The 23,160-nt window shown below is 72.4% G+C and carries 20 protein-coding genes; 15 read left to right on the forward strand and 5 right to left on the reverse strand.

Annotated features, from left to right (window positions below; translation table 11 throughout):
• Nucleotides 1-104: 104 nt before the first annotated feature.
• Nucleotides 105-776, reverse strand: coding sequence for an MmyB family transcriptional regulator (locus LG395_RS00270; protein WP_225807982.1), 672 nt, complete (start codon nt 774-776; stop codon nt 105-107).
• Between the two features lie 241 nt (nt 777-1,017).
• Here LG395_RS00270 and LG395_RS00275 point away from each other — a divergent pair, with 241 nt between their 5' ends.
• The 3 genes from LG395_RS00275 to LG395_RS00285 all read left to right on the forward strand — a co-directional run bounded on the left by LG395_RS00275 (nt 1,018) and on the right by LG395_RS00285 (nt 2,787).
• Nucleotides 1,018-1,674, forward strand: coding sequence for a helix-turn-helix domain-containing protein (locus LG395_RS00275; protein WP_030643317.1), 657 nt, complete (start codon nt 1,018-1,020; stop codon nt 1,672-1,674).
• A gap of 14 nt (nt 1,675-1,688) precedes the next feature.
• On the forward strand, nt 1,689-2,246 hold the full coding sequence (locus LG395_RS00280; protein ID WP_225807983.1) for a toxin-antitoxin system, toxin component: 558 nt from the start codon (nt 1,689-1,691) through the stop codon (nt 2,244-2,246).
• Nucleotides 2,247-2,559: 313 nt separating this feature from the next.
• On the forward strand, nt 2,560-2,787 hold the full coding sequence (locus LG395_RS00285) for a hypothetical protein (protein WP_225807984.1): 228 nt from the start codon (nt 2,560-2,562) through the stop codon (nt 2,785-2,787).
• Between the two features lie 74 nt (nt 2,788-2,861).
• Here LG395_RS00285 and LG395_RS00290 read toward each other — a convergent pair whose 3' ends face one another.
• On the reverse strand, nt 2,862-3,554 hold the full coding sequence (locus LG395_RS00290; RefSeq protein WP_171150939.1) for a 4'-phosphopantetheinyl transferase family protein: 693 nt from the start codon (nt 3,552-3,554) through the stop codon (nt 2,862-2,864).
• Nucleotides 3,502-4,407, reverse strand: a complete 906-nt coding sequence (locus LG395_RS00295) for a metallophosphoesterase family protein (protein ID WP_171150941.1) — start codon at nt 4,405-4,407, stop codon at nt 3,502-3,504. The genes LG395_RS00290 and LG395_RS00295 overlap by 53 nt, the downstream gene beginning before the upstream one ends.
• 349 nt (nt 4,408-4,756) lie before the next feature.
• On the opposite strand from LG395_RS00295, the gene LG395_RS00300 reads away from it, so the two are divergent.
• The 3 genes from LG395_RS00300 to LG395_RS00310 all read left to right on the forward strand — a co-directional run bounded on the left by LG395_RS00300 (nt 4,757) and on the right by LG395_RS00310 (nt 9,963).
• Nucleotides 4,757-5,875 carry an ATP-grasp domain-containing protein gene (locus LG395_RS00300; RefSeq protein ID WP_225807985.1) on the forward strand — a complete coding sequence of 373 codons (1,119 nt, stop codon included), beginning with the start codon at nt 4,757-4,759 and terminating at the stop codon, nt 5,873-5,875.
• A 136-nt stretch (nt 5,876-6,011) separates the two neighbouring features.
• Nucleotides 6,012-7,697 (forward strand): carbohydrate binding domain-containing protein, encoded by a 1,686-nt coding sequence (locus LG395_RS00305; RefSeq protein WP_225807986.1) that lies wholly within the window; start codon nt 6,012-6,014, stop codon nt 7,695-7,697.
• Nucleotides 7,698-8,568: 871 nt separating this feature from the next.
• Complete coding sequence (locus LG395_RS00310; RefSeq protein ID WP_171150947.1) at nt 8,569-9,963, forward strand: glycoside hydrolase family 16 protein; 1,395 nt, start codon at nt 8,569-8,571, stop codon at nt 9,961-9,963.
• Between the two features lie 142 nt (nt 9,964-10,105).
• Here the strand turns inward: LG395_RS00310 and LG395_RS00315 are convergent, their stop codons facing one another.
• Nucleotides 10,106-10,996, reverse strand: coding sequence for a helix-turn-helix domain-containing protein (locus LG395_RS00315; RefSeq protein ID WP_171150949.1), 891 nt, complete (start codon nt 10,994-10,996; stop codon nt 10,106-10,108).
• 146 nt (nt 10,997-11,142) lie between these two features.
• On the opposite strand from LG395_RS00315, the gene tkt reads away from it, so the two are divergent.
• From tkt to LG395_RS00360, 9 genes are all read left to right on the forward strand, one after another.
• A complete protein-coding gene (gene tkt, locus LG395_RS00320) occupies nt 11,143-13,218 on the forward strand; it encodes a transketolase (protein WP_225807987.1) in 2,076 nt (691 codons plus the stop codon).
• 61 nt (nt 13,219-13,279) lie between these two features.
• The gene (gene tal / locus LG395_RS00325) at nt 13,280-14,425 is read left to right on the forward strand and encodes a transaldolase (protein WP_225807988.1); all 1,146 of its coding nucleotides are present in this window, start codon (nt 13,280-13,282) and stop codon (nt 14,423-14,425) included.
• The gene (gene zwf / locus LG395_RS00330; protein WP_171150954.1) at nt 14,422-16,011 is read left to right on the forward strand and encodes a glucose-6-phosphate dehydrogenase; all 1,590 of its coding nucleotides are present in this window, start codon (nt 14,422-14,424) and stop codon (nt 16,009-16,011) included. The genes tal and zwf overlap by 4 nt, the downstream gene beginning before the upstream one ends.
• Nucleotides 16,008-16,934 (forward strand): glucose-6-phosphate dehydrogenase assembly protein OpcA, encoded by a 927-nt coding sequence (gene opcA / locus LG395_RS00335; RefSeq protein ID WP_171150956.1) that lies wholly within the window; start codon nt 16,008-16,010, stop codon nt 16,932-16,934. The genes zwf and opcA overlap by 4 nt, the downstream gene beginning before the upstream one ends.
• 1 nt (nt 16,935) lies before the next feature.
• On the forward strand, nt 16,936-18,588 hold the full coding sequence (gene pgi / locus LG395_RS00340; protein WP_171150959.1) for a glucose-6-phosphate isomerase: 1,653 nt from the start codon (nt 16,936-16,938) through the stop codon (nt 18,586-18,588).
• A gap of 2 nt (nt 18,589-18,590) precedes the next feature.
• Nucleotides 18,591-19,469, forward strand: a complete 879-nt coding sequence (gene gnd, locus LG395_RS00345) for a phosphogluconate dehydrogenase (NAD(+)-dependent, decarboxylating) (protein WP_171150961.1) — start codon at nt 18,591-18,593, stop codon at nt 19,467-19,469.
• Between the two features lie 6 nt (nt 19,470-19,475).
• Nucleotides 19,476-20,063, forward strand: a complete 588-nt coding sequence (locus LG395_RS00350; protein ID WP_171150963.1) for a histidine phosphatase family protein — start codon at nt 19,476-19,478, stop codon at nt 20,061-20,063.
• Nucleotides 20,064-20,185: 122 nt separating this feature from the next.
• Nucleotides 20,186-21,649, forward strand: coding sequence for a membrane-associated oxidoreductase (locus LG395_RS00355; RefSeq protein ID WP_225807989.1), 1,464 nt, complete (start codon nt 20,186-20,188; stop codon nt 21,647-21,649).
• Nucleotides 21,650-21,756: 107 nt separating this feature from the next.
• The gene (locus LG395_RS00360; RefSeq protein ID WP_225807990.1) at nt 21,757-22,422 is read left to right on the forward strand and encodes a TetR/AcrR family transcriptional regulator; all 666 of its coding nucleotides are present in this window, start codon (nt 21,757-21,759) and stop codon (nt 22,420-22,422) included.
• A 12-nt stretch (nt 22,423-22,434) separates the two neighbouring features.
• On the opposite strand, the gene LG395_RS00365 is transcribed toward LG395_RS00360, so the two are convergent.
• Nucleotides 22,435-23,058, reverse strand: coding sequence for a TetR/AcrR family transcriptional regulator (locus LG395_RS00365; RefSeq protein WP_225807991.1), 624 nt, complete (start codon nt 23,056-23,058; stop codon nt 22,435-22,437).
• Between the last annotated feature and the right edge of the window lie 102 nt (nt 23,059-23,160).

Below are 23,160 nucleotides of genomic sequence, written 5' to 3' on the forward strand. Positions count from 1 at the left end.
GCGCAGGGGCTCCGTGGTGCGTCCGGGGTAGACACCGCCCGGCCCCGCGGGGAACGCCGTGCCGGCCCGGCGCCGTCGGCGACCTGAACGCCGGCGGTGCCGGGTCAGTCCTGCGTGGGCGGGACGACCGTCAGGTGCGAGGCGGCGTCCCGCGGGCGGCGCGGACGGCGCACCGGTACGGCGGGCCGGCGGGGATCGCGCAGGATCATCGTCAGCCGCCGGTAGCCCAGCTCCCGCAGCGGCTGCGGGATCTCCTCGACGATGCGGCACTCGGTGCGCCCGCGCCGCGGGTCCGGGTGGTGCAGGAGGCGTACGGCGCCGTCGAGGCGGGTCGCGGCCTCGCCGACGGCCCGTATCCAGTGCGGCAGGCCCTGCCGGTAGGCGGCCTCCATGATCGGGTCCTGGGCGATCTCCCGGCGCACGGACTGCAGTTCGTGGTCGTGCCCGTGGGTCTCCAGGGCGGTGCGGAGCTGGGCCAGCATCGGCAGGCACCAGCCGGGCTCGTGTTCGCCGAGGACCTCGCCGGCGTCGGGGTGGAAGAGCACGAACCGGAGGAAGTTCTCCCCCGGCATGGCCGTGGGGTGGGGGCGCACACCGTGGAAAAGTGTCTCGAACGCGCTGTTGGCCATGACCACGTTCCAGTGGTGGTCGACGACCAGGGACGGGCAGGACTGTGACTCCAGCAGCGCTCCGTAGTCCTGGAGGTACGCCTGGATCTCGCAGGTGTCGGGGACGGGCCGCGGTGCCGGCCGCTGCCCTCCTGCCTGATGTGCCATCGGGAGGTCACCCCTCTTGCCTCTGCGGCCTTTCTCGCGGCGATGCGATCCTGGTGCCCAGGCAAGAGCCATGTCAACTATCGTGGCATTTCGTGCCGGTCGACGGCTGAAATTCGCCACAGTTGTGGCGACACCTGGATGTGAGTTCGAGACACCGGCTACTCTCCGGGAAGTTCACGGCGACCGCTCGTGAGAAGCACGGACGCATCTGAAGCCCTCTAGAGACGTAGGAGTTCTGTCGGTGACGGATGGCTACGAGGATCCGGGCGCCTCGGCGACCGCCCAGCTGCCGGCCGTCGTCGCCCGCGTCACCGCGCTCGCCGACCGCCTCGGTGTCCCGCACGCCGAGGTCTTCGACGTGGGCCGGCTCTCGATCGCCTGCGGGGTGCCGGAGCCGGTGGTCAAGGCCCTGCTCAGCGGTCGGCCCGCGGGCGAGCCGGACGTACAGGCCCGCTTCCTGCAGCGCCTGGACCTGCTGCGCCGCACCCGGCTGAAGCCGGGCGGACGCCGGTACACCCAGCAGGAGATCGCCGACGGCGCGGGCATGTCCCGGCAGCAGGCCGGCGCCCTCATCAACGGCGACCGGCGGCCCACCATGGAGCACTGCGACGCCCTCCAGCGCTTCTTCCGCGTGCACGCGGGCTTCCTCACCGCGGAGGACCCCGAGGCACTGGCGGGCGCGCTGCAACGCACGGAGCAGGAGCTGCTGCAGAAGCTCGCGGACCGGGAGCGGGCCGCCGCCGAGGACCCGGAGGACCCGCTGGAGCGGCTGCTGCAGGACCACGGCGTGCGCGGGATCGCGTGGCGTGCCGCGCAGTTGCCCACCGACCAGCACCGGGACAAGGTCGCCGAGTGGCTCGACATGCTCCTGGAGAGCGTCAAGCGGCCCGAGTCGTGAGCCGGGGGAGAACTGTGGGCATCGGCAGGGACATGCGCCGGCTGTGCAACGAACTGGTGGGCGGGCTCACGCTGCCCGTGCCCGCACCCCCGGACGAGCTGTACCGCGCGCTGTGCCAGGCGATGGGCCGCCGGCGGGGGCGTCCGGTGCACTTCCGTACGGCCGCCTTCCCGCCCGGCACGGCCAGCGGACTGTGGCTGGACCTGACCGACCGGGACGTCGTCGTGGTGGAGGAACGCACCGCGCCCGACCACCAGTTGGTGATCCTCGGGCACGAGCTGTGGCACATGCAGGCCGACCACTGCGGGCTCCACATGGACGGCGTCGGCGCCGCCACCCGGCTGCTGAGCGACCACACCGACCGGGAGGCGCTCCAGGCGGCGGTGCAACGCGTCGCGGCCCGCAGCCGCTTCGACGTCGCCGAGGAGCGGGACGCCGAGACGTTCGGGCTGCTCCTGGCCAGCAAGTGCCGGACCTGGCTGGCCGGTTCGGCTCTGCGCGGGCCGGTGCAGCGGGACGGGGTGGCCGGCCGCATCGAGGCGTCGCTGGGGTATCCGGGCCCGCAGGGCTGAACCGGACCGGGCTCGCCGGACGGGCGGTCCGTGCCACCGGGGCGCGCTCGACGCCCGCGCACGCCGGGAGGCCGTACCGGCGGCGCCGGAACGGGGTACGGGGCAGGGAAGTTGAGAAACGTTTCACCCGAGGTCAGGCGACATGTCGGGTGCGGTGGTCGGGGCGGTTCCGCCTCGGCTAAGCGGGCTAACCGGCGCGGAGCCGGGCGGCGTTGTCAGTGGTGGGCGGCAAGCTGGGAGTGTGCGCCGTACGACGCGGTGCACGGCGCCGCAGGGCGCGTGACCGTGACGCCTACTCGGGGAGAGCCGACCGATGCCCACCGCCGTACTGACCGACCGCGAGCGCACCGCCGTACAGGCCTACCTGCGTCTGCTGCACACGGTGCGCGCCGCCTTCGACGGACCGCCGGGCGAGGACCGGCCCGCCGTCGTCCCGCCCGTCGTGCTCGCGGAGGCGGAACAGGCACTGGCCCTGGCGGGGCTCGCGGGCAACGAGGCGGAGTTCTTCCGGCTCCTGCGCGACTGGTGCCGGCCCGGCTGAGCGCCGTGCCGGCGCGGTGCCGCCGCCGTCACCCGGACGACGGGCGGCGGCGGTGGGGGCCGGCGGGATCGCCGTCAGGGGTGCGGGGCGGGGCGGGGTATGACCACCGCGGTGGCCACGACGCCGTGGCGCACGGCCCACCGGCCCTCGAAGGTCTGGAGCCGGGTGCCGCCGACCAGGGGGCCGGGGACGAGCAGCTCGGCGTGCAGGGTGCCGGAGGTTCCACTCTCGGCGTCCGGCCGTACGGTGATGTCGGCCTCGGAGAAGTCCAGCCACTGGCGGGTGAGCGGGAACCACGCCTTGTAGACGGACTCCTTCGCGCTGAACAGCAGCCGGTCCCAGTGCACGGCGGGCCACCGCGCGGCCAGCCGGTCGAGCCGCTCGGTCTCGGCGGGCAGGAAGACGGAGGGGCCCACCCCTTCCGGCAGCGGGCCGTGCGGTTCGGCGTCGATGCCCAGGGAGGCGAGGTCGGTGGCGCGGACCAGCGCGGCGGCGCAGTAGCCGTCGCAGTGGGTCATGCTGCCGAGCAGCCCGTCCGGCCAGCTCGGAGCACCCCGCTCGCCGGTGAGCACCGGCTGCGGCGGCACGCCGAGCTTCTCCATGGCGCGCCGGGCACAGCCCCGGACGGCCGCGAACTCACGGCGCCGCTTGGCCACCGCGCGCACGACGAGCGCCTCCTCCGCCGGGTGGAGCGGGGAGTCCCACAGGGGGTCGTCAGCGCGCGCCTCCACGGCCACGACCGACTCCGGGAGCAGCTCCTCGATCACCTGCTTCGACCTCCATCGGCAGGACGCGGCGCAGCCTTCCCGGCGGATCCGGACGCTTGCGCCACTCACGGGGGTATCCCACGGAGACCTCCATGAAGCGGACTCCGTCGTGCCAGGTGGTGCGGGGGATGTGCAGATGGCCGTAGACCATGGTGGCGACCCGGAACCGGCGGTGCCAGTCGGCGGTCAGCGTGGTGCCGCACCACATGGCGAACTCGGGGTGCCACAGGACCTCGGTGGGGTGCCGGTCCAGCGGCCAGTGCCCGGCCAGCACGGTCGGCAGGTCCTCGGGCAGCTCGGCCAGCCTGCGCTCGGTCTCGGCGACCCGGGCCCGGCACCAGGCCTCACGGGTCGGGTAGGGGTCGGGGTGCAGCAGGAACTCGTCGTTGCAGACGATGCCCGTGCTCTCCGCGTAGGCCAGGCCCTCCGCCTTGGTGGCGGAGCCGGCCGGCAGGTACGAGTAGTCGTAGAGCAGGAAGAGGGGGGCCACGGCGACCGGGCCGCCGGCGCCGCGCCACACGGGGTAGGGGTCCTCGGGGGTGACGACGCCCAGCTCGCGGCACACCTCGACCAGGTGCTCGTAGCGGGCGACGCCACGCAGCGTGACCGGGTCGCTCGGATGTGTCCACAGCTCGTGGTTGCCGGGTGCCCACAGCACCTTGCTGAAGCGGCCCGCGAGCGTGCCGAGGGCCCAGCGGATGTCGGCGACGGTCTCCGCGACGTCGCCGGCCACGATCAGCCAGTCGTCGTCGCTCCCGGGGCGCATGCCGTCGATCAGGGCGCGGTTGTCCGGATAACCGATGTGGAGGTCGCTGATGGCCAGCAGCTGTCCGGCCCCGGCCGTCGACTCCACCCCGCACACCCCTTCCGATCATCCGATGGCACAACGAGACCACATGCCGCGGGCACCGGACAAGAGGTTCCCCCCGCCGCGTGTCGCGATCAGGACCCGGTCCGCCTCGCGCGTCCGTGACCGGTCCGCCTCGCGCGCGTCCGCGACCGGGCGGCCCGTGGATCCGCGACCGGACGGGCCGCGAATCCGTAACACCCGCGTTGCACGAGGGACCCTGGGAAAGCCGTATGATCGCCCCGACACCAGCGCCCTCAACCCCCCTTTTTCCGGGGCTGTTTGGTGACCCTTCCTCCCTCCTGCCCGGGCACGGGCCGCTCCGCCCTGCCCGCACACCCGAAAGGCGGCCTGCATGCCCTCTCGCGTACGCGTCTGGCTCAACCGCACGTACGCGGAGAACGTGTTCTTCATGGATCAGCTGCGGAGGAATCCCAGCGACCGCGCGGTGGAGATCCACGCCACGCACGGCGACCCGGACTCCCCCGTGCTGGCCGCCGCCGACACCGCCGAGCTGGAGCCGGAGGGCCTGTCCCCGGCGGCGTACGTCGAGTACGCCCTCGACCAGTGCGCCCGGCGCGGCATCGACGTGTTCGTGCCCCGGCTGCACCAGGCCGCGATCGTGGCGCACCGGGCCGAGTTCGCGGCGGCCGGCACGGCGCTGCTGGCGCCGACGCCCGAGGCGGTCGCCGTGTTCGAGGACAAGGCGGTCGCGTACGAGGCGGTCCGCTCGGTGGGTGTCCCGGTGCCGCCGTGGCACCGGGTCCACACGGCGGACGAACTCCTCGCCGCGGTCGAGGAGTTGGAGGCGGCCGGGCACCGCCCGTGCTTCAAGCCGGCCGCCGGCGCCGGCGGGGTCGGCTTCCGGATGATCACTCGCGCCCCGTTCTCGCTCGCGGACCTGACCGGCTTCCCGGGCCCGTACGTCCAGCTGGACCTGGTCGTGGAGGCGCTGCGGCGGGCCGAGGAGCCGGTGGACTGGCTGGTGATGCCGCGTCTGGAGCAGCCCGAGGTGTCCGTCGACTGCCTGACCGGGCCGGACAACCGGGTCCGGCTCGCGGTGGGCCGCACCAAGAACGGCCGCCGCCGGGGCTTCACCCTGGACGAGCGGTGGCTGGCCCCGGCCCGGCTGATCGCGGAGGGCTTCGGACTGCACCACCTGTCCAACATCCAGTTCCGGATGCTCGGCGACCGGCCGGTGCTGCTGGACGTCAACACCAGGCCCGCCGGGGGCCTGCACCAGCTGTCGCTCTGCGGGGTCAACGCGCCGTGGGCCGCCGTGCAGGTGGCGCTGGGCGAGGACCCGGGGGTGATCGAGCCGCCGTTCCTGGGACAGGACTACACGGTGGTGTCGGGGCCGCGTCCGCTGGCGCCCGCGACCCTGCCGCGGCAGCGGGTGGACTCCGAGGTCCTGCTGCCCGCCGTGCCGGCGCCCGTGCGGGCCGCCCCGGCGGGTGAGGTGCTCCCCCTCTGAGGCGCGCACGGCCACCGGTATGGACCAATTCCGCTCTTCTCCTTGACAGGGCGATTGGTCCATACCAAATTCGTTGACGCAACGCTTCCGCACTCCCCAGCACTCCCGAACACCCCACCCCTGACAGGGAGATCGCGTGCGCGACACACTCGGGCGTCCCAGACGCCGGCTCCTCGCCCTGCTCGGCACCGCCGCCCTGGCGGTCGGCGGGGCCATCGCCCTCCCCGGCACGGCCCAGGCGGCCAACATCCTCACCAACCCCGGCTTCGAGTCCGGCGGCCTCTCCCCCTGGTCCTGCACCGGCAACCTCGGCTCGGTCGTCTCCTCCCCCGTGCACGGCGGCGCCAAGGCGCTCCAGGGCGCGGTGACGTCCAGCGACAACGCGCAGTGCAGCCAGACGGTCGCCGTGCAGCCGAACACGACGTACAGCCTGAGCGGCTGGGTGCGCGGCAGTTACGTGTACCTGGGCGTCAACGGCGGTGCCTCCACCTGGACGTCGTCCCCGTCGGCGTACAGCCAGCTCAGCGTCTCCTTCACCACCGGCGCCTCGCAGACCAGCGCCACCATCTACGTGCACGGCTGGTACGGCCAGGGCACCTACTACGCCGACGACATCAGCCTGGACGGCCCGGGCGGCGGAGGCGGCGGGGACACCCAGGCGCCGACCGCGCCCAGCGGGCTCACCTCCACCGGCAAGACGTCCTCCAGCGTGTCGCTGAAGTGGAACGCGGCCACGGACAACACGGGCGTGACGGCGTACGACATCTACAGCGGGGCCAACCAGCTCCTGAGCGTCTCCGGGACGTCGGCCACGGTCAGCGGGCTGTCGCCGAGCACGAGCTACACCTTCACCGTGAAGGCGCGGGACGCGGCCGGGAACACCTCGCCCGCCTCCAACTCCGTCACCGTGACGACCGACGCGGGCACCGGCGGCGGCACCGGCTTCAAGCAGGCGGCGCCCTACCTGTACGAGGGCTGGGGCGATCCGCCGAACCCGGCCACGGTGATGAACGCGACCGGCGCCAAGTGGTTCACGATGGCGTTCGTGCTGGACTCGGGCGGCTGCACCCCGGCGTGGGACGGCAGCCGGCCGCTGACCGGCGGCGTGGACCAGTCGGCGATCAACCAGATCCGGTCCGCCGGTGGCGACATCGTGCCGTCGTTCGGCGGCTGGTCGGGCAGCAAGCTGGGCGCCAACTGCTCCTCCGCGAGCGCGCTCGCCGGGGCGATCCAGAAGGTCGTCGACGCCTACGGCCTGAAGGCAATCGACTTCGACATCGAGAACACCGACGAGTTCGAGAACGAGGCCGTCCAGGCGAAGATCCTCACCGCGCTGAAGACGGTCAAGGCCAACAACCCCGGCCTGAAGACCATCGTCACCTTCGGCACGTCCACCACCGGGCCGACGTACTACGGCAACCGGCTCATCGAGCAGGCGCAGGCGCTGGGCGCGAACATCGATGTGTTCACCATCATGCCGTTCGACTTCGGCGGCGGCTCGGACATGTACGGCAACACGGTGAACGCGGCGGAGGGGCTGAAGAACAAGCTGAAGTCCACCTTCGGCTGGGACGACGCCACCGCCTACGCGCACATCGGCATCTCCGGCATGAACGGCCTGTCCGACCAGCAGGAGACCACGACCACGGCGATCTGGACGCAGATCCGGGACTGGGCGAACGCGCACCACATCGCGCGCCTTGCGTTCTGGTCGGTCAACCGCGACCGGCCCTGCCCGGGCGGCGGTGTCGCCGAGAACTGCTCCGGGATCAGCCAGAACAACTGGCAGTTCACCTCGATCACGGCCGGCTTCACCGGCTGACGCGCCGGTGAGCGACACGGAGGGCCGCTCGGCGGAGCGACCCTCCGTTGTCGTGTGCGGTACGCCGGGCCGCAGGGCCTCGGCGCAGCGCCGACCGGTCCACGGGCGACGGTGACCTGAGTCGCGTGCGGCACGTAGTCCGCCACGGCGACCGCCCGGGGGACCCGGCCCGCCGGCGAACGGACGGCCCCCGGCATCACCCGGCGCGTGGTTCGCCTCGACGGGCAGCGGTGCGCCGGCCGTGGAGGGTCACGCCCGCTGCGACGCCCGGTACGGCACCCCGCGTGGCCGGCGGCCACCCGGGAGCCGGCCCCGGCGAACGGCTGTCGGCCCGCCGCCGGGCTTGCGCATCCGCGCCCGGACGGGATCACGGCCGTCCCCCTGCCGTGGGACCGCAGCGGGGCAGCGGTCCGGCCCGGCTGACACCGCGCGCGGTGACGGCGAGGACCGGCCGGGAGCATCGTTCGGTACGGAGAGGTGTGCGCCGCGCGCCCCTGCGGGCGGCGGTACGCGAACCGCGGCGGGCGGTGCGCGAGCCGAGCCGGAGACCGATGCCGGTCGCCTTCCGGTGGCGGCCCGCTCCGCCGGCCCGGCGGCAGCGGGGCCCGGCCGTGCGGCGGACCTCGCACGAGCCGGCCCGGGAAGGGGCCCGGCGCCGAGTGGCGGGCGGCGCGGTCTGCGCCGGTACGGGTGGCTTCACCCCGTGAACTGCCGTGCGCGGCAAGGACTTTCCTTGCTTCAACTCTTGACGGTCCTCGGGCCGGGGAGCACATTGGCGGCACCGTGAGAGCGCTCTCAAGCAGCGCAGGGAAGTCTGCGTGAGAGCGCTCTCACGAAATCCCCGCACACTCCCCGTACCGAGAGGCTCCCCATGAGCGCATCCTCCGGCATCCCCAGACCCCGCCCGCTGCGGCGCGCGTTCACCGCCGCCGTCGCCACGCTCGGCCTGGCCGCGGCCCTCGCCACGGCCGCCACCGCACCCGCCGACGCCTCCGCGCCCACCCCGCCCTCGGGCTGGACGCAGGTCTTCGTGGACGACTTCAACGGCGCGGCCGGCTCGGGCGTCAACACGGCCGACTGGCAGTACGACACCGGAACCTCCTACCCCGGCGGGGCCGCCAACTGGGGCACAGGCGAGGTCGAGACGATGACGTCGAGCACGAGCAACGTCGCGCTCGACGGGAACGGCAACCTGCTCATCACCCCGCGCCGTGACGCCTCCGGCCACTGGACCTCCGGCCGGATCGAGACCACCCGCAGCGACTTCCAGCCCCCGGCCGGCGGGAAGCTGCGCGTCCAGGCGCGCATCCAGATGCCGAACGTCACCGGAGCCGCCGCGAAGGGCTACTGGCCGGCGTTCTGGATGCTCGGCGCCCCGTTCCGCGGCAACTACTGGAACTGGCCGGGCATCGGCGAGCTGGACATCATGGAGAACGTCCAGGGCCTGAACACCGACTGGGCCACGATGCACTGTGGCACGAACCCGGGCGGCCCCTGCAACGAGACCTCCGGCATCGGCAACTCCACCTCCTGCGCCGGCACCACCTGTCAGGCCGGCTTCCACACCTACGCGATGGAGTGGGACCGCTCCACCAGCCCCGAGGAGATCCGCTTCTACCTCGACGGCGTCAACTTCCACACGGTGCGGGCGAACCAGGTCGACGCGACGACGTGGGCGAACGCCACGAACCACGGCTACTTCCTCATCCTCAACGTCGCGATGGGAGGCGGCTTCCCGGCCGCGTTCGGCGGCGGCCCGGACGGCGGCACCGAGCCCGGCCACCCGATGGCCGTCGACTACGTCCAGGTCCTGCGGTCCTCGGGCGGCGGCACCACTCCCCCGCCGACCGGCAACCGGGACGCCTACAGCCCCGTGCAGGCCGAGTCCTACGACAGTCAGTCCGGCGTCGTCACGGAGACCACCACGGACACCGGCGGAGGCCAGGACATCGGGAGCCTGGCGAACGGCGACTGGGCGCTGTACAAGGGCGTGAACTTCGGTTCCACGGCGGCCAGGCAGTTCTACGCCCGGGTCGCGAGCGGTGCGGCCGGCGGGGTCAGCGGCCTGGTCGAGGTGCGCCTGGACAGCCGCGGCAACGCGCCCGTCGGCAGTTTCGCCGTGGGCGACACGGGCGGCTGGCAGTCCTGGCGTACGGTCCCGGCCAACATCGGCGCGGTGACCGGCACCCACGACGTCTACCTCACCTTCACCAGCGGCCAGCCGGCCGACTTCGTGAACGTGAACTGGTTCGACTTCGGTCACTGACCGGGCGGGCCCGCGGCGCCGGGGGCCGACGTGCACGTGGACGTCGGCCCCCGGCGCCGCCGTCATGAGGGCCCCGCCGGCCGTGCCCGCACAAGACGGCACCTGGTCCGGCACCAGCCGGGGCCGCCGCCCACGCGGGCGCTCAGCGCAGCTCCGCCCGGAACGCCACCGGCGTCTGGCCGGTGTGCAGGTGGAAGAACTTGGAGAAGTTCGCCGCGTCGGGGAAGCCCACGGCCACCCCGACGCGGCCGATCGGCAGGTCCGTGTGGGCGAGGAGGCGCTTGGCCTCCAGGACGACGCGCTTGTCGATGAAGCCCTTGGGTGTCTCGCCGGTGGCCGCGCGGACGGCGCGGACGAGGGTGCGGCGGGAGTAACCGAGGGAGTCGGCGTAGGCGCTGACGCTGTGGTTGGTGGGAAAGCCCCGCTCGACGGCGTCTCGGAAGCGGGTGAAGGTGCTGTCGGCGTGCTGCCGGGAGGTCTCGGCCGCGCTGGCGGCGAGATGGGACAGGCGCAGCAGGCAGGCGGTGAGGCTGTGTCTCAGGACGGCCGTGTGCAGGCCGGACGGGAGCGTCTCGGTGTCCTCGTACTCGCGGCGCAGCTGGTCGAGGGCCGCGTGGAGCGCGGCCAGCTGCGCGGGATCGGGGTGCAGCAGCGGCGGCAGGTCGTAGCGGTACAGACCGGCGGCCTCGACGGTGGCGCGGGGCAGGAAGCCCGGCTGCATGGTCAGGACGGTTCCGCGGTACACGGATTCCCGGGAGAAGCGGTGGACCTGTCCGGGGCGGATCCACAGGAGGTCGCCGGCCGTGGCCTCGTACTCGGCGAAGTCGATCATGTGCCGTACCGGGCCGCCGGTGAAGAGCATGACGACGTGGAAGTCGATACGGTGGACGCGGTGCAGGGGGGCGTCGACGTGCCAGCGGTGGTCGGTGCCCATCGGGCCGATCTGCATGCCGACGCCGCCGACGGCCAGATCGGCCGGGAAGGGGAACGTTCTGATCACGTCACCCTCAGCTTGGTGTCCTATGCCCGTCATGCCCGGTTCGTCCTATCTCTGTCGCGTGATCACTGTCCCAGATTCACCACAGGCTGACACACCCCGACCTTTCCCAGAAAAAGTCAGACTTTTAAGTTTGAACGCGTCCGGCCAGCCATCCCGCACTGAACGAGGACTTCTTGAAGATGACTACGCAGACTTCCGAGAGCTTCGAGTGGACCGACCTCGACCGGCGTGCCGTGGACACCGCCCGACTTCTGGCGGCCGACGCGGTGCAGAAGGTGGGCAACGGACACCCGGGCACCGCGATGAGCCTGGCGCCTGCCGCGTACACGATCTTTCAGAAGGTGATGCGACACGACCCGGCCGACCCGGAGTGGACCGGCCGTGACCGGTTCGTCCTCTCCCCCGGCCACACCTCGCTGACCCTCTACACGCAGCTGTTCCTCGCCGGCTACGAGCTGGAGCTGGACGACCTGAAGGCCTTCCGCACGCACGGCTCGAAGACCCCGGGCCACCCCGAGTACGGGCACACCGCGGGCGTGGAGACCACCACCGGCCCGCTCGGCCAGGGCGTCGCCAACGCCGTCGGCATGGCGATGGCCGCCCGCTACGAGCGCGGCCTGTTCGACCCGGAGGCCCCCGCCGGCACCTCCCCCTTCGACCACACCGTCTGGGCCATCGTCTCCGACGGCGACCTGGAGGAGGGCGTCTCCGCCGAGGCCTCCTCGCTCGCCGGCCACCAGAAGCTCGGCAACCTGGTCTTCCTCTACGACGACAACCACATCTCCATCGAGGGCGACACCGCGACCGCCTTCTCCGAGGACGTGCTGGGCCGGTACGAGGCCTACGGCTGGCACACCCAGCGCGTCGCGCCCACCGCCGAGGGCGACATCGACGTCCCCGCCCTCCACGCCGCGCTGAAGGCCGCCCAGGCCGAGACCGAGCGGCCCTCGATCATCGCGATGCGCACGATCATCGCCTGGCCGGCCCCGAACGCCCGGAACACCGAGGCCTCCCACGGTTCCGCGCTCGGCGAGGACGAGATCGCCGCCACCAAGCGCCTCCTCGGGTTCGACCCGGAGCAGACCTTCGAGGTGGCCGACGACGTCCTGAAGCACACCCGGCGGGCCCTGGACCGGGGTGCCGAGGCGCACGCGGCCTGGGACAAGCGGCTCGCCGAGTGGCGTGCCGCGAGCCCCGAGCGGGCCGCGCTGTTCGACCGCGTCAGCAAGGGCGAGCTGCCCGAGGGCTGGGAGGAGAGCATCCCGGTCTTCGAGGAGGGCAAGTCCGTCGCCACCCGCGCCGCCTCCGGCAAGGTGCTCCAGGCGCTCGGCCCGGTCCTCCCCGAGCTGTGGGGCGGTTCCGCCGACCTCGCCGGGTCGAACAACACCACCATCGACAAGACCAGCTCCTTCCTGCCGGAGGGCAACCCGCTGCCCGGTGCCGACCCGTACGGCCGTACCGTGCACTTCGGCATCCGCGAGTTCTCCATGGCCGCGGAGATGAACGGCATCGCCCTGCACGGCAACACCCGGATCTACGGCGGCACCTTCCTGGTGTTCTCCGACTACATGCGCAACGCCGTCAGGATGTCGGCGCTGATGCAGCTGCCGGTGACGTACGTGTGGACGCACGATTCCATCGGCCTCGGCGAGGACGGCCCCACCCACCAGCCGGTCGAGCACCTGGCCGCACTGCGCGCCATCCCGGGCCTGAACGTCGTCCGCCCGGCGGACGCCAACGAGACCGCGGTCGCCTGGGCCGAGATCCTGAAGAGGCACGCCACGCACCCCGCCCCGCACGGGCTCGCGCTCACCCGCCAGGGCGTGCCGGTGTACGCGCCGAACGCGGACGCGGCCAAGGGCGGCTACGTGCTGCGCGAGTCCTCGACGGAGGTCCCGGAGGTGATCATCATCGCGACGGGCTCCGAGGTGCAGCTGGCCGTGGCCGCGCGGGAGCGGCTGGAGGCCGAGGGAACCGGCACGCGCGTGGTGTCCATGCCGTCCGTGGAGTGGTTCGAGGAGCAGCCGCGCGAGTACCGCGAGCGGGTGCTGCCGCCGGCCGTGAAGGCCCGGGTCGCCGTCGAGGCCGGCATCGGCCTGACCTGGTACCGGTTCGTCGGTGACGCCGGACGCATCGTCTCGCTCGAGCACTTCGGCGCCTCCGCCGACGCCAAGACCCTGTTCGCCGAGTTCGGCTTCACCCCCGAGAACGTCGCCGCCGCGGCCCGCGAGTCGCTCGCCGCCACGCGCGCCTGACACCGACGCACCACCAAGCACACCAAGCACACCGACGCACCGCAGACGCACAAAAAGAGAGATGAGCACAGTGACCGAAGCAATCCCGACCCCGGGAGCCCTCAAGCGCCTCGCCGACGAGGGCGTGTCGATCTGGCTGGACGACCTGTCCCGCAAGCGGATCACCTCGGGCAGCCTCGCCGAGCTGGTGGCGAGCGGAAGCGCCGTCGGTGTCACCACCAACCCGTCCATCTTCCAGGCCGCCATCGGCTCCGGTGAGGGCTACGAGGAGCAGCTGACCGACCTCGCCGTACGCGGGGTGACGGTCGACGAGGCCGTACGGATGATGACGACCGCCGACGTGCGGGACGCCGCCGACATCCTGCGTCCGGTGTACGACGCCTCCGCCGGCCGTGACGGCCGGGTCTCCATCGAGGTCGATCCCCGTCTCGCCCACGAGACCGAGGCCACCGTCGCCGAGGCCAAGCAGCTGGCCTGGCTGGTCGACCGGCCCAATGTGATGATCAAGATACCGGCGACCAAGGCGGGCCTGCCGGCGATCACCGAGGTCATCGGGCTCGGCATCAGCGTCAACGTGACCCTGATCTTCTCCCTGGAGCGCTACCGCGAGGTCATGGCCGCCTACCTGGCCGGCCTGGAGAAGGCCCGCGAGCGGGGCGTTGACCTCGCCACGATCCACTCCGTGGCGTCCTTCTTCGTCTCCCGCGTGGACAGCGAGATCGACAAGCGGCTGACCGCCCTCGGCACCGACGAGGCCCTCGCCCTCAAGGGCCGCGCGGCCCTCGCCAACGCCCGCCTCGCCTACGAGGCGTACGAGGAGGTCTTCACGTCCGGCCGCTGGACGGCACTCGCCGCGGACGGGGCGAACAAGCAGCGCCCGCTGTGGGCGTCCACCGGTGTGAAGGACCCCGCGTACAAGGACACCCTGTACGTGGACGAGCTGGTCGCGCCGGGCACCGTCAACACCATGCCGGAGGCCACGCTCAAGGCGGTCGCCGACCACGGCGAGATCACCGGTGACACCGTGACCGGCGGCTACGCGCAGGCCCGCGCCGACCTGGCCGCCGTCGAGCGGCTCGGCATCTCCTACGACGAGGTCGTCGGGCAGCTGGAGAACGAGGGTGTCGCCAAGTTCGAGGTGGCCTGGCAGGACCTCCTGGACGCCGTAGCGAAGTCCCTGAAGAGCAAGGGAGTTGACGCCCGATGACCGAGAACGCACCCGCCCAGGCGCCCGCACCCGAGGAGGTGCGCGTGCCGGTGGCCCCGGCCGCCGACTGGGAGAACCCGCTGCGGGACGCCCGGGACCGCCGGCTCCCCCGCATCGCCGGGCCGTCGGGCCTGGTCATCTTCGGAGTGACCGGCGACCTGTCCCGCAAGAAGCTGATGCCGGCCGTGTACGACCTGGCCAACCGCGGTCTGCTGCCGCCGGGCTTCTCGCTCGTCGGGTTCGCCCGCCGGGACTGGGCCGACCAGGACTTCGCGCAGGTCGTGCACGACGCCGTGAAGGAGCACGCCCGCACCCCGTTCCGCGAGGAGGTGTGGCAGCAGCTCGCCGAGGGCATGCGGTTCATCCCCGGTGACTTCGACGACGACACCGCGTTCAAGCAGCTGAAGGACGCCGTCGACGAGCTGGACTCCTCCCGGGGCACCGGCGGCAACTTCGCCTTCTACCTCTCGGTGCCGCCGAAGTTCTTCCCGAAGGTCGTGCAGCAGCTGAAGAAGCACGGCCTGGCCAGCCCGCCGGAGGGTTCCTGGCGCCGCGCGGTCATCGAGAAGCCGTTCGGGCACGACCTGGACAGCGCGCGTGAGCTGAACACGATCGTGCACGAGGTGTTCGAGCCGGACCAGGTGTTCCGCATCGACCACTACCTCGGCAAGGAGACCGTCCAGAACATCCTGGCGCTGCGCTTCGCCAACCAGATGTACGAGCCGATCTGGAACCGGTCGTACGTCGACCACGTGCAGATCACGATGGCCGAGGACATCGGCATCGGCGGCCGGGCCGGCTACTACGACGGCATCGGCGCCGCCCGCGACGTCATCCAGAACCACCTGCTCCAGCTCATGGCGCTGACCGCCATGGAGGAGCCGATCGCGTTCGACGCCGAGGCGCTGCTCACCGAGAAGCTGAAGGTGCTGAAGTCGGTGCGGCTGCCGGAGGACCTGGGCCGGCACACCGTGCGCGGCCAGTACGCGGCCGGCTGGCAGGGCGGCGAGAAGGTCGTCGGCTACCTCCAGGAGGACGGCATCGACCCCAAGTCGAAGACCGACACCTTCGCCGCGATCAAGCTGGGCATCGACAACCGCCGCTGGGCGGGCGTCCCCTTCTACCTGCGCACCGGCAAGCGCCTGGGCCGCCGGGTCACCGAGATCGCGGTGGTCTTCAAGCGGGCCCCGCACTCGCCGTTCGACTCCACCGCCACCGAGGAGCTGGGGCAGAACGCGATCGTCATCCGCGTCCAGCCGGACGAGGGCATGACCGTGCGGTTCGGCTCGAAGGTGCCGGGCACGTCGATGGAGATCCGGGACGTGTCGATGGACTTCGCCTACGGCGAGTCGTTCACCGAGTCGAGCCCGGAGGCGTACGAGCGGCTCATCCTGGACGTACTGCTCGGCGACGCCAACCTGTTCCCCCGCCACCAGGAGGTGGAGGAGTCCTGGAAGATCCTCGACCCGATCGAGGAGTACTGGGCGTCGCACGGCAGGCCGGCGCAGTACGCGTCGGGCAGCTGGGGACCGAGGGAAGCCGACGAGATGCTCGCACGAGACGGACGGAGCTGGCGCAGGCCATGAAGATCGACCTGACCGACACCACGGCAAGCAAGATCAACAAGGCGTTGGTGCAGGGCCGCCGCGCCATCGGGACGCCCGCCGTGGGCATGGTCCTGACGATGGTCATCGTCACGGACGAGGAGAACGCCTACGACTCGATCAAGGCGGCCGAGGAGGCCTCGCACGAGCACCCCTCGCGCACCCTGGTCGTCATCCGCAGGCAGGCCCGCACCCTGCGCGACCGCACCCACTCCCGGCTGGACGCCGAGGTCCGGGTCGGCTCCGAGGCCGGCACCGGCGAGACGGTGGTGCTGCGCACCTACGGCGAGGTGTCCGACCACGCCGACTCGGTGGTGCTGCCGCTGCTGCTGCCGGACGCCCCGGTGGTCGTGTGGTGGCCGGTGGACGCGCCCGAGGCCCCGTCCAAGGACCCGCTGGGCGCGCTCGCCCAGCGCCGGATCACCGACCTGTACGCCGTCGAGCGGCCGCTGGAGGTCCTGGACGCCCGGGCCCGCACCTACGCCCCCGGCGACACCGACCTCGCCTGGACCCGGCTGACCCTGTGGCGGTCGATGCTGGCCGCCGCCCTGGACCAGGCCCGTGTGAAGGTGACCTCGGCCGCCGTCGAGGCCGAGGCCGACAACCCCAGCGCCGAGCTGCTCGCCCGCTGGCTCCAGGTCCGCCTGGGCGTCCCGGTGGACCGGGTGCACAGCGCCGGCCCGTTCGTGACGGCCGTACGCCTCGGCACCGCGAACGGCGAGATCGTCGTCGACCGCCCCGAGGGCCCGCTGGCCACGCTGACCCTGCCGGGCCAGCCGCCGCGCACCCTCGCCCTGAAGGTCCGCCCCACCTCCGAACTGATCGCCGAGGAACTGCGCCGCCTCGACGCGGACGAGATGTACGCCATCGCCCTGCAGGGCGAGGGCACCAAGGAGAACGCCTGAGATGGCCGAGTACCCGAAGCTCACCCACCGGCCCGAGTGGACGGCCCTCGCCGACCACCGCGCCCAGGGCCAGCCGCACCTGCGCGAGCTGTTCGCGGCGGACCCCGGCCGCGCCGAGCGGTACGTCGTGCGGGTCGGCGACCTGCACATCGACTACAGCAAGCAGCTGATCACCGACGAGACCCTGGCCCTGCTCCAGGAACTCGCCACCGCCACCGGCGTGTTCGCGCTGCGGGACGCCATGTTCCGCGGCGAGAGGATCAACCTCACCGAGAACCGGGCGGTGCTGCACACCGCGCTGCGGGCCTCCCGGGACGCGGTGGTCGAGGTCGACGGCGAGAACGTCGTGCCGAAGGTGCACGCCGTGCTCGACAAGATGGCCGGCTTCGCCGACCGCGTCCGCTCCGGCGAGTGGACCGGCCACACCGGCAAGCGCATCAGGAACGTGGTCAACATCGGCATCGGCGGCTCCGACCTCGGACCCGCGATGGCCTACGAGGCGCTGCGCCCGTACACCGCACGGGAGTTGACGTTCCGGTTCGTGTCGAACGTGGACGGCTCCGACCTGCACGAGGCCACCCGCGACCTGGACCCGGCCGAGACGCTGTTCATCGTGGCGTCCAAGACGTTCACCACGATCGAGACGATCACCAACGCCACCTCCGCCCGCTCCTGGCTGCTGAGGGCCTTCGACGGCGACGAGAAGGCCGTGGCCAAGCACTTCGTGGCGCTGTCCACGAACGCGGAGAAGGTCACCGAGTTCGGCATCGACCCGGACAACATGTTCGAGTTCTGGGACTGGGTCGGCGGCCGGTACTCCTACGACTCCGCCATCGGCCTCTCCCTGATGATCGCCATCGGCCCGGACCGGTTCCGCGAGATGCTGGACGGCTTCCGGACCGTCGACGACCACTTCCGCACCGCGCCCGCCGAGGCCAACGCGCCGCTGCTGCTGGGCCTGCTGGGCATCTGGTACGACAACTTCTTCGACGCCCAGACCCACGCGGTGCTGCCGTACTCGCACTACCTGTCGAAGTTCACCGCGTACCTCCAGCAGCTGGACATGGAGTCCAACGGCAAGTCGGTGCAGCGCGACGGCAACCCGGTGGAGTGGCAGACCGGCCCGGTCGTCTGGGGCACCCCGGGCACCAACGGCCAGCACGCCTACTACCAGTTGATCCACCAGGGCACCAAGCTCATCCCGGCCGACTTCATCGGCTTCGCCCGCCCCATCGGCGAGCTGAGTGACGAACTCAAGGCCCAGCACGACCTGTTGATGGCCAACTTCTTCGCCCAGACCCAGGCGCTCGCCTTCGGCAAGACCGCCGAGGAGGTCCGCGCGGAGGGCGTGGCCGAGGAGCAGGTCGCGCACCGCACCTTCCGCGGCGACCACCCCACCACCACCATCCTCGCCACCGAGCTGACCCCGTCGGTGCTCGGCCAGCTGATCGCCCTCTACGAGCACAAGGTGTTCGTCCAGGGCGCGGTGTGGAACATCGACTCCTTCGACCAGTGGGGCGTGGAGCTGGGCAAGGTCCTCGCCAAGCGCGTCGAACCGGCCCTCACCGAGGGCGCGGACGTGCCGGGTCTCGACCCGTCCACCACGGCCCTCGTCGCCGCCTACCGCACTCTCAAGAACGCATCGGAGAAGTGATCATGCAGCTCGGTCTCATCGGTCTCGGCAAGATGGGCGGCAACATGCGCGAGCGGATCCGCCGCGCCGGCCACACCGTCATCGGCTACGACCGCAACCCTGAGGTCTCCGACGTCAAGAGCCTCGCCGAACTGGTCGAGAAGCTCGACGCGCCCCGCCACGTGTGGGTGATGGTCCCGGCCGGCACGGCCACCCAGACCGTCATCGACGAACTCGGCGACCTGCTGTCCCCCGGCGACACCGTGATCGACGGCGGCAACTCCCGCTGGACGGACGACGAGAAGCACGCCGCCGCGCTCGGCATCAAGGGCATCGGCTTCGTCGACGCCGGCGTCTCCGGCGGTGTGTGGGGCCTGGAGAACGGCTACGCGCTCATGGTCGGCGGCGACAAGGAGAACGTGGACCGGCTCCAGCCGATCTTCGACGCGCTCAAGCCGGAGGGCCCCTACGGCTACGTCCACGCGGGCCGGGTCGGCGCCGGGCACTTCTCCAAGATGGTCCACAACGGCATCGAGTACGCGATGATGCAGGCCTACGCCGAGGGCTGGGAGCTGCTGGAGAAGGTGCACTCGGTGGAGAACGTCCGCGAGGTGTTCCGCTCCTGGCAGGAGGGCACGGTCATCCGCTCCTGGCTGCTGGACCTCGCGGTCAACGCCCTGGACGAGGACGAGCACCTCCAGAAGCTGCGCGGCTACGCGGAGGACTCCGGCGAGGGCCGCTGGACCGTCGAGGCGGCCATCGACAACGCCGTGCCGCTGCCCGCGATCACCGCGTCCCTGTTCGCCCGGTTCGCCTCGCGGCAGGACGACTCCCCGCAGATGAAGATGATCGCCGCGCTGCGCAACCAGTTCGGCGGCCACGCGGTCGAGAAGAAGGACTGACCTGCCGTGGGGGACCTCCTGCTGGTCCGCCACGGTGAGACGGAGTGGAGCCTGTCGGGACAGCACACCAGCTGGACCGACCTGCCCCTCACGGAGCACGGCGAGGAACAGGCCAAGTCCCTCGCCCCGCTCCTCACCGGCCGGACCTACGCCCTGGCGCTCGCCAGCCCGCTGAGCCGCGCCCTGCGCACCGCCGAACTGGCGGGCATACCCGGGGTCGTGCCCGACCCCGACCTGCACGAGTGGGACTACGGCGGCTACGAGGGCATCACCACCGCCGAGATCCACCGTTCCCGCCCCGACTGGGACCTGTGGACCGACGGCGTGCCGCCCGGCCCCGAGGGGCACCCCGGCGAGTCGCCGGAGGCGATCGGCGCCCGCGCCGACCGGGTCCTGGCCCGCCTGGCCCCGGCCCTGGCCGGGGGCGACGTGGTCCTCGTCGCCCACGCCCACTTCCTGCGCGTCCTCACCGCGCGCCGGCTGGGCCTGCCGCCCGCCGACGGCCGGCTGTTCCAGCTGGCCACCGGCACGGTCAGCCGTCTGTCGACGGAACACGACCGCCCGGTGATCACGGAGTGGAACGTCCGGCCGTAGCCGGCACCGCACGGCCGAGCGCCCCCGGTCCGCCGACGGCGGAACCGGGGGCGCTCGCGTTCAACCCGCCGCCCGTCCGGGCGGATTGACAGCCGCCCGCCCCCCGGGTGAGAGTCCCGCCGGTGGACATCAGCGATCTGACGGCGGCCGAGGAACGGCTGTGGCGGGCCTTCCCGCGCGGGGAGGCCGTGGACTTCCGGGAGTCACCCGACGAGGACCCCGCCGACGGGGCGGACTGGGGCGCCGCGCGGACCGTACGGGCCCGGGTGGTGCGGGCCCTGCTCCTCGGCGGGCCGCGGCAGGACGGCGAGACGGCCGCGCTCAGTCTGGCGGGCGCCCGGATCACGGGCCGGCTGGACCTGCAGTACGCGACCGTCGACCACCCGGTGCGGCTGCGGCACTGCCACTTCGAGGAGGCCCCGCGGTACCACGCCGCCCGGCTGCGCGAACTCAACCTCAGCGAGTCCGTCCTGCCCGGACTGGTCGCGCACGCCATGCAGGTCGACGGTGCCGTGCGGCTGACCCGGGCCCGCTGCACGGGGATCGTGCGGCTGGGCGGTGCCCGGATCGCCGGCAGCCTGTACCTGGAGGGCGCCGAGGTGGCCGCGCCGGACGCGCAAGAGCCGGTGCTCCAGCTCAACCAGGCCGTGATCGGCGCCGACCTGTGGGCGCCGGGGCTGCGCACCCGCGGGCAGGCGCGGCTGAGCGGCGCGACCGTCGCCGGATCGGTCAACCTCGGCGAGGCGCGGCTCGACAACCCCGGCAACGCCGCGCTGGAGGCGGAGACGTTCGCCGTGGGCGGCGACATGCTGGTGCGGTACGCGCGGGTGCGCGGCTCGATGGGCCTGCGCGGCGCCCGTATAGCCGGGCGGCTCGACCTGTCGTACACCGCCCTGTCCCATCCGGGCGGTTCGGCGCTGCGGGCCAGCAGCACGGCCATCGGCGAGCTGTGGCTGCGCAAGGGGCCGCCCATGGACGGCGCCCTCAACCTGCGCCGCGCACAGATCGACGTGCTGTTCCTGGAGCCGGAGTGCGCGCCCGGCGAGGTGCTCCTCAACCACCTGTCGTACACCTCCCTGGTCCCGCACGAGGGCGCCGAGCGCCGCCTGCCCGTGCTGGAGCGGGACCGCGACGGCTACATCCCGCACGCCTACGAGCAGTTGACGGCCGCCTACCGCCGCGTCGGCGACGACCACGCGGCCCGCCTGGTGCAGCTCGCCAAGCAGCGCCGGCACCGCCGCACGCTCCCCTGGTACGGCCGGCTGTGGGGCCTGGTCCAGGACGTCACCGTCGGCTACGGCTTCCGGCCGCTGCGCGCCGCCGGCTGGCTGCTGTCGCTGCTCGCGATCGGTTCCGTCGCCTTCGCGCTGCACCACCCCCTGCCGCTGAAGGCGGACGAGGCACCGCCGTTCCAGCCGGTGTTCTACACGCTCGACCTGCTGCTGCCGGTGATCTCCTTCGGGCAGGACTCCGCGTTCGCGCCGCGCGGCGGCTACCAGGTGCTCGCCTACGTCCTCGTCCTCACCGGCTGGATCCTGGCGACGACGGTGATCGCCGGCGTCACCCGCGCGGTCAGCCGCCAGTGAGGTCGCGCACCGGGGCGGACCCCGTCGCGCGCCGGGACCCTGCTCCTACAATCACCGGCACGCGAACGAGCGCGCCGCTGCGGCGCCTCACGGCCCGAAGGACAGCGATGACCAGCGTCGACGAACCGGTACGACCCGGCGGGCGGGCGCGCGACGCCGCCCGCACCAGGACCGAGATCCTCGACGTGGCCACGCAGGAGTTCGCGCGGGCCGGCTACGACGGCGCCCGCGTGGACGAGATCGCCGCCCGCACCCGTACCACGAAGCGGATGATCTACTACTACTTCGGCGGCAAGGAGCAGCTGTTCACGGCCGTGCTGGAGCGGGCGTACGGGGTGGTCCGGGACGCCGAGCGGGAGCTGGACGTGGACCACCTGGACCCGGTGGCCGCGATCCGGCGGCTGGCCGAGCTGACCTTCGACCACCACGAGCGGCACCCGGACTTCATCCGGCTGGTCGGCATCGAGAACATCCACGGCGCCGAGCACATCACGGCCTCCGGGAAGCTGGGCGGGAGCGGCTCCCCGGCGCTGGACGTGATCCGCCGCGTCCTCGCCGCCGGGCAGGAGTCCGGGCTGTTCACGGCCGACGTGGACGCGGTCGACCTGCACGCGATGATCAGCTCGTTCTGTTTCTTCCGGGTCGCCAACCGGCACACGTTCGGCGCCCTGTTCGGCCGGGACCTGGTGGACCCGGCGCGGCGTGAGCACTACCGGACCATGCTCGGGGACATGGTGATCGCCTATCTGACGGCGGAGCGGGCGACCGGCTGACGGCCCGGCGGATCAGTCGGCCGCCGCGATTGCTTCTCCCGCTCGTCCCTCTCCCGTGGCGGCGTCCAGCAGGGGGCCCAGTTCCTCCACGACCGTCGTGAGGGGGCGTACGTCCCGTTCGGCGCGTGCCATCAGAATCGCCCCCTCCAGCGTGCTGATCATGAGGGTGGCCAGGGAGTCCGCGCGGACCGGGGGGACGCCCATGCCGGTCAACGCCTCGGCGACCGGGCCCCGCCAGGTCGCGAACGCGGTGGCCGCCGCCTCGCGGGTCGAGTCGCCGGACGTGGCGCAGTCGACGGTGGCGGCGGCGACCGGGCACCCCGCCGTGAAGCCGTCGGCCGCGTACTCGTCGGTCCACTGCGCGGCCATGGCCGCGAAGAGGCCGCTCGGCGTCGGCCGGTCGAGCCCCGCGAGGAAGCGGGCGACCCGCCTGGCCGCGTACCGGCCGGCCCACGCGACCGCCTCGTTGACCAACTGCTCCTTGCCGCCCGGGAAGTAGTGCTGGAGGGAGCCGCGCGGTGCGTCCGCGTGCGCGGCGACCTCGCGCATGCCGGTCGCGGTGACCCCCTGCCGCCGGATGAGCTGAGCCGCGCTGAACACCATCCGCTCCCGCGGTCCGCGCCGGGCCTGCGTCATCGTCGACCTCCGTTCCTCCGCCGCCACTCTATGACCGGCGTCATAGCAACGGCTACTATGACCGCTGTCATAGTCGACCCCTGGCGCGGAGGGCGGCCAGCC

Origin of the sequence: Streptomyces spinosus (genome assembly GCF_020400655.1) — a bacterium.
GTDB classification, from domain to species: Bacteria; Actinomycetota; Actinomycetes; order Streptomycetales; family Streptomycetaceae; genus Streptomyces; species Streptomyces argyrophylli.

Excerpts from the sequence above, each read along its gene's own strand:
- zwf (WP_171150954.1), top strand. The coding sequence starts at position 14,422 with ATGACCGAGAACGCACCCGCCCAGGCGCCCGCACCCGAGGAGGTGCGC.
- LG395_RS00285 (WP_225807984.1), top strand. The coding sequence starts at position 2,560 with ATGCCCACCGCCGTACTGACCGACCGCGAGCGCACCGCCGTACAGGCC.
- LG395_RS00315 (WP_171150949.1), bottom strand. The coding sequence starts at position 10,996 with ATGACGGGCATAGGACACCAAGCTGAGGGTGACGTGATCAGAACGTTC.
- tkt (WP_225807987.1), top strand. The coding sequence starts at position 11,143 with ATGACTACGCAGACTTCCGAGAGCTTCGAGTGGACCGACCTCGACCGG.
- LG395_RS00310 (WP_171150947.1), top strand. The coding sequence starts at position 8,569 with ATGAGCGCATCCTCCGGCATCCCCAGACCCCGCCCGCTGCGGCGCGCG.
- gnd (WP_171150961.1), top strand. The coding sequence starts at position 18,591 with ATGCAGCTCGGTCTCATCGGTCTCGGCAAGATGGGCGGCAACATGCGC.
- LG395_RS00360 (WP_225807990.1), top strand. The coding sequence starts at position 21,757 with ATGACCAGCGTCGACGAACCGGTACGACCCGGCGGGCGGGCGCGCGAC.
- opcA (WP_171150956.1), top strand. The coding sequence starts at position 16,008 with ATGAAGATCGACCTGACCGACACCACGGCAAGCAAGATCAACAAGGCG.
- LG395_RS00365 (WP_225807991.1), bottom strand. The coding sequence starts at position 23,058 with ATGACGCAGGCCCGGCGCGGACCGCGGGAGCGGATGGTGTTCAGCGCG.
- pgi (WP_171150959.1), top strand. The coding sequence starts at position 16,936 with ATGGCCGAGTACCCGAAGCTCACCCACCGGCCCGAGTGGACGGCCCTC.
- tal (WP_225807988.1), top strand. The coding sequence starts at position 13,280 with ATGAGCACAGTGACCGAAGCAATCCCGACCCCGGGAGCCCTCAAGCGC.
- LG395_RS00300 (WP_225807985.1), top strand. The coding sequence starts at position 4,757 with ATGCCCTCTCGCGTACGCGTCTGGCTCAACCGCACGTACGCGGAGAAC.
- LG395_RS00270 (WP_225807982.1), bottom strand. The coding sequence starts at position 776 with ATGGCACATCAGGCAGGAGGGCAGCGGCCGGCACCGCGGCCCGTCCCC.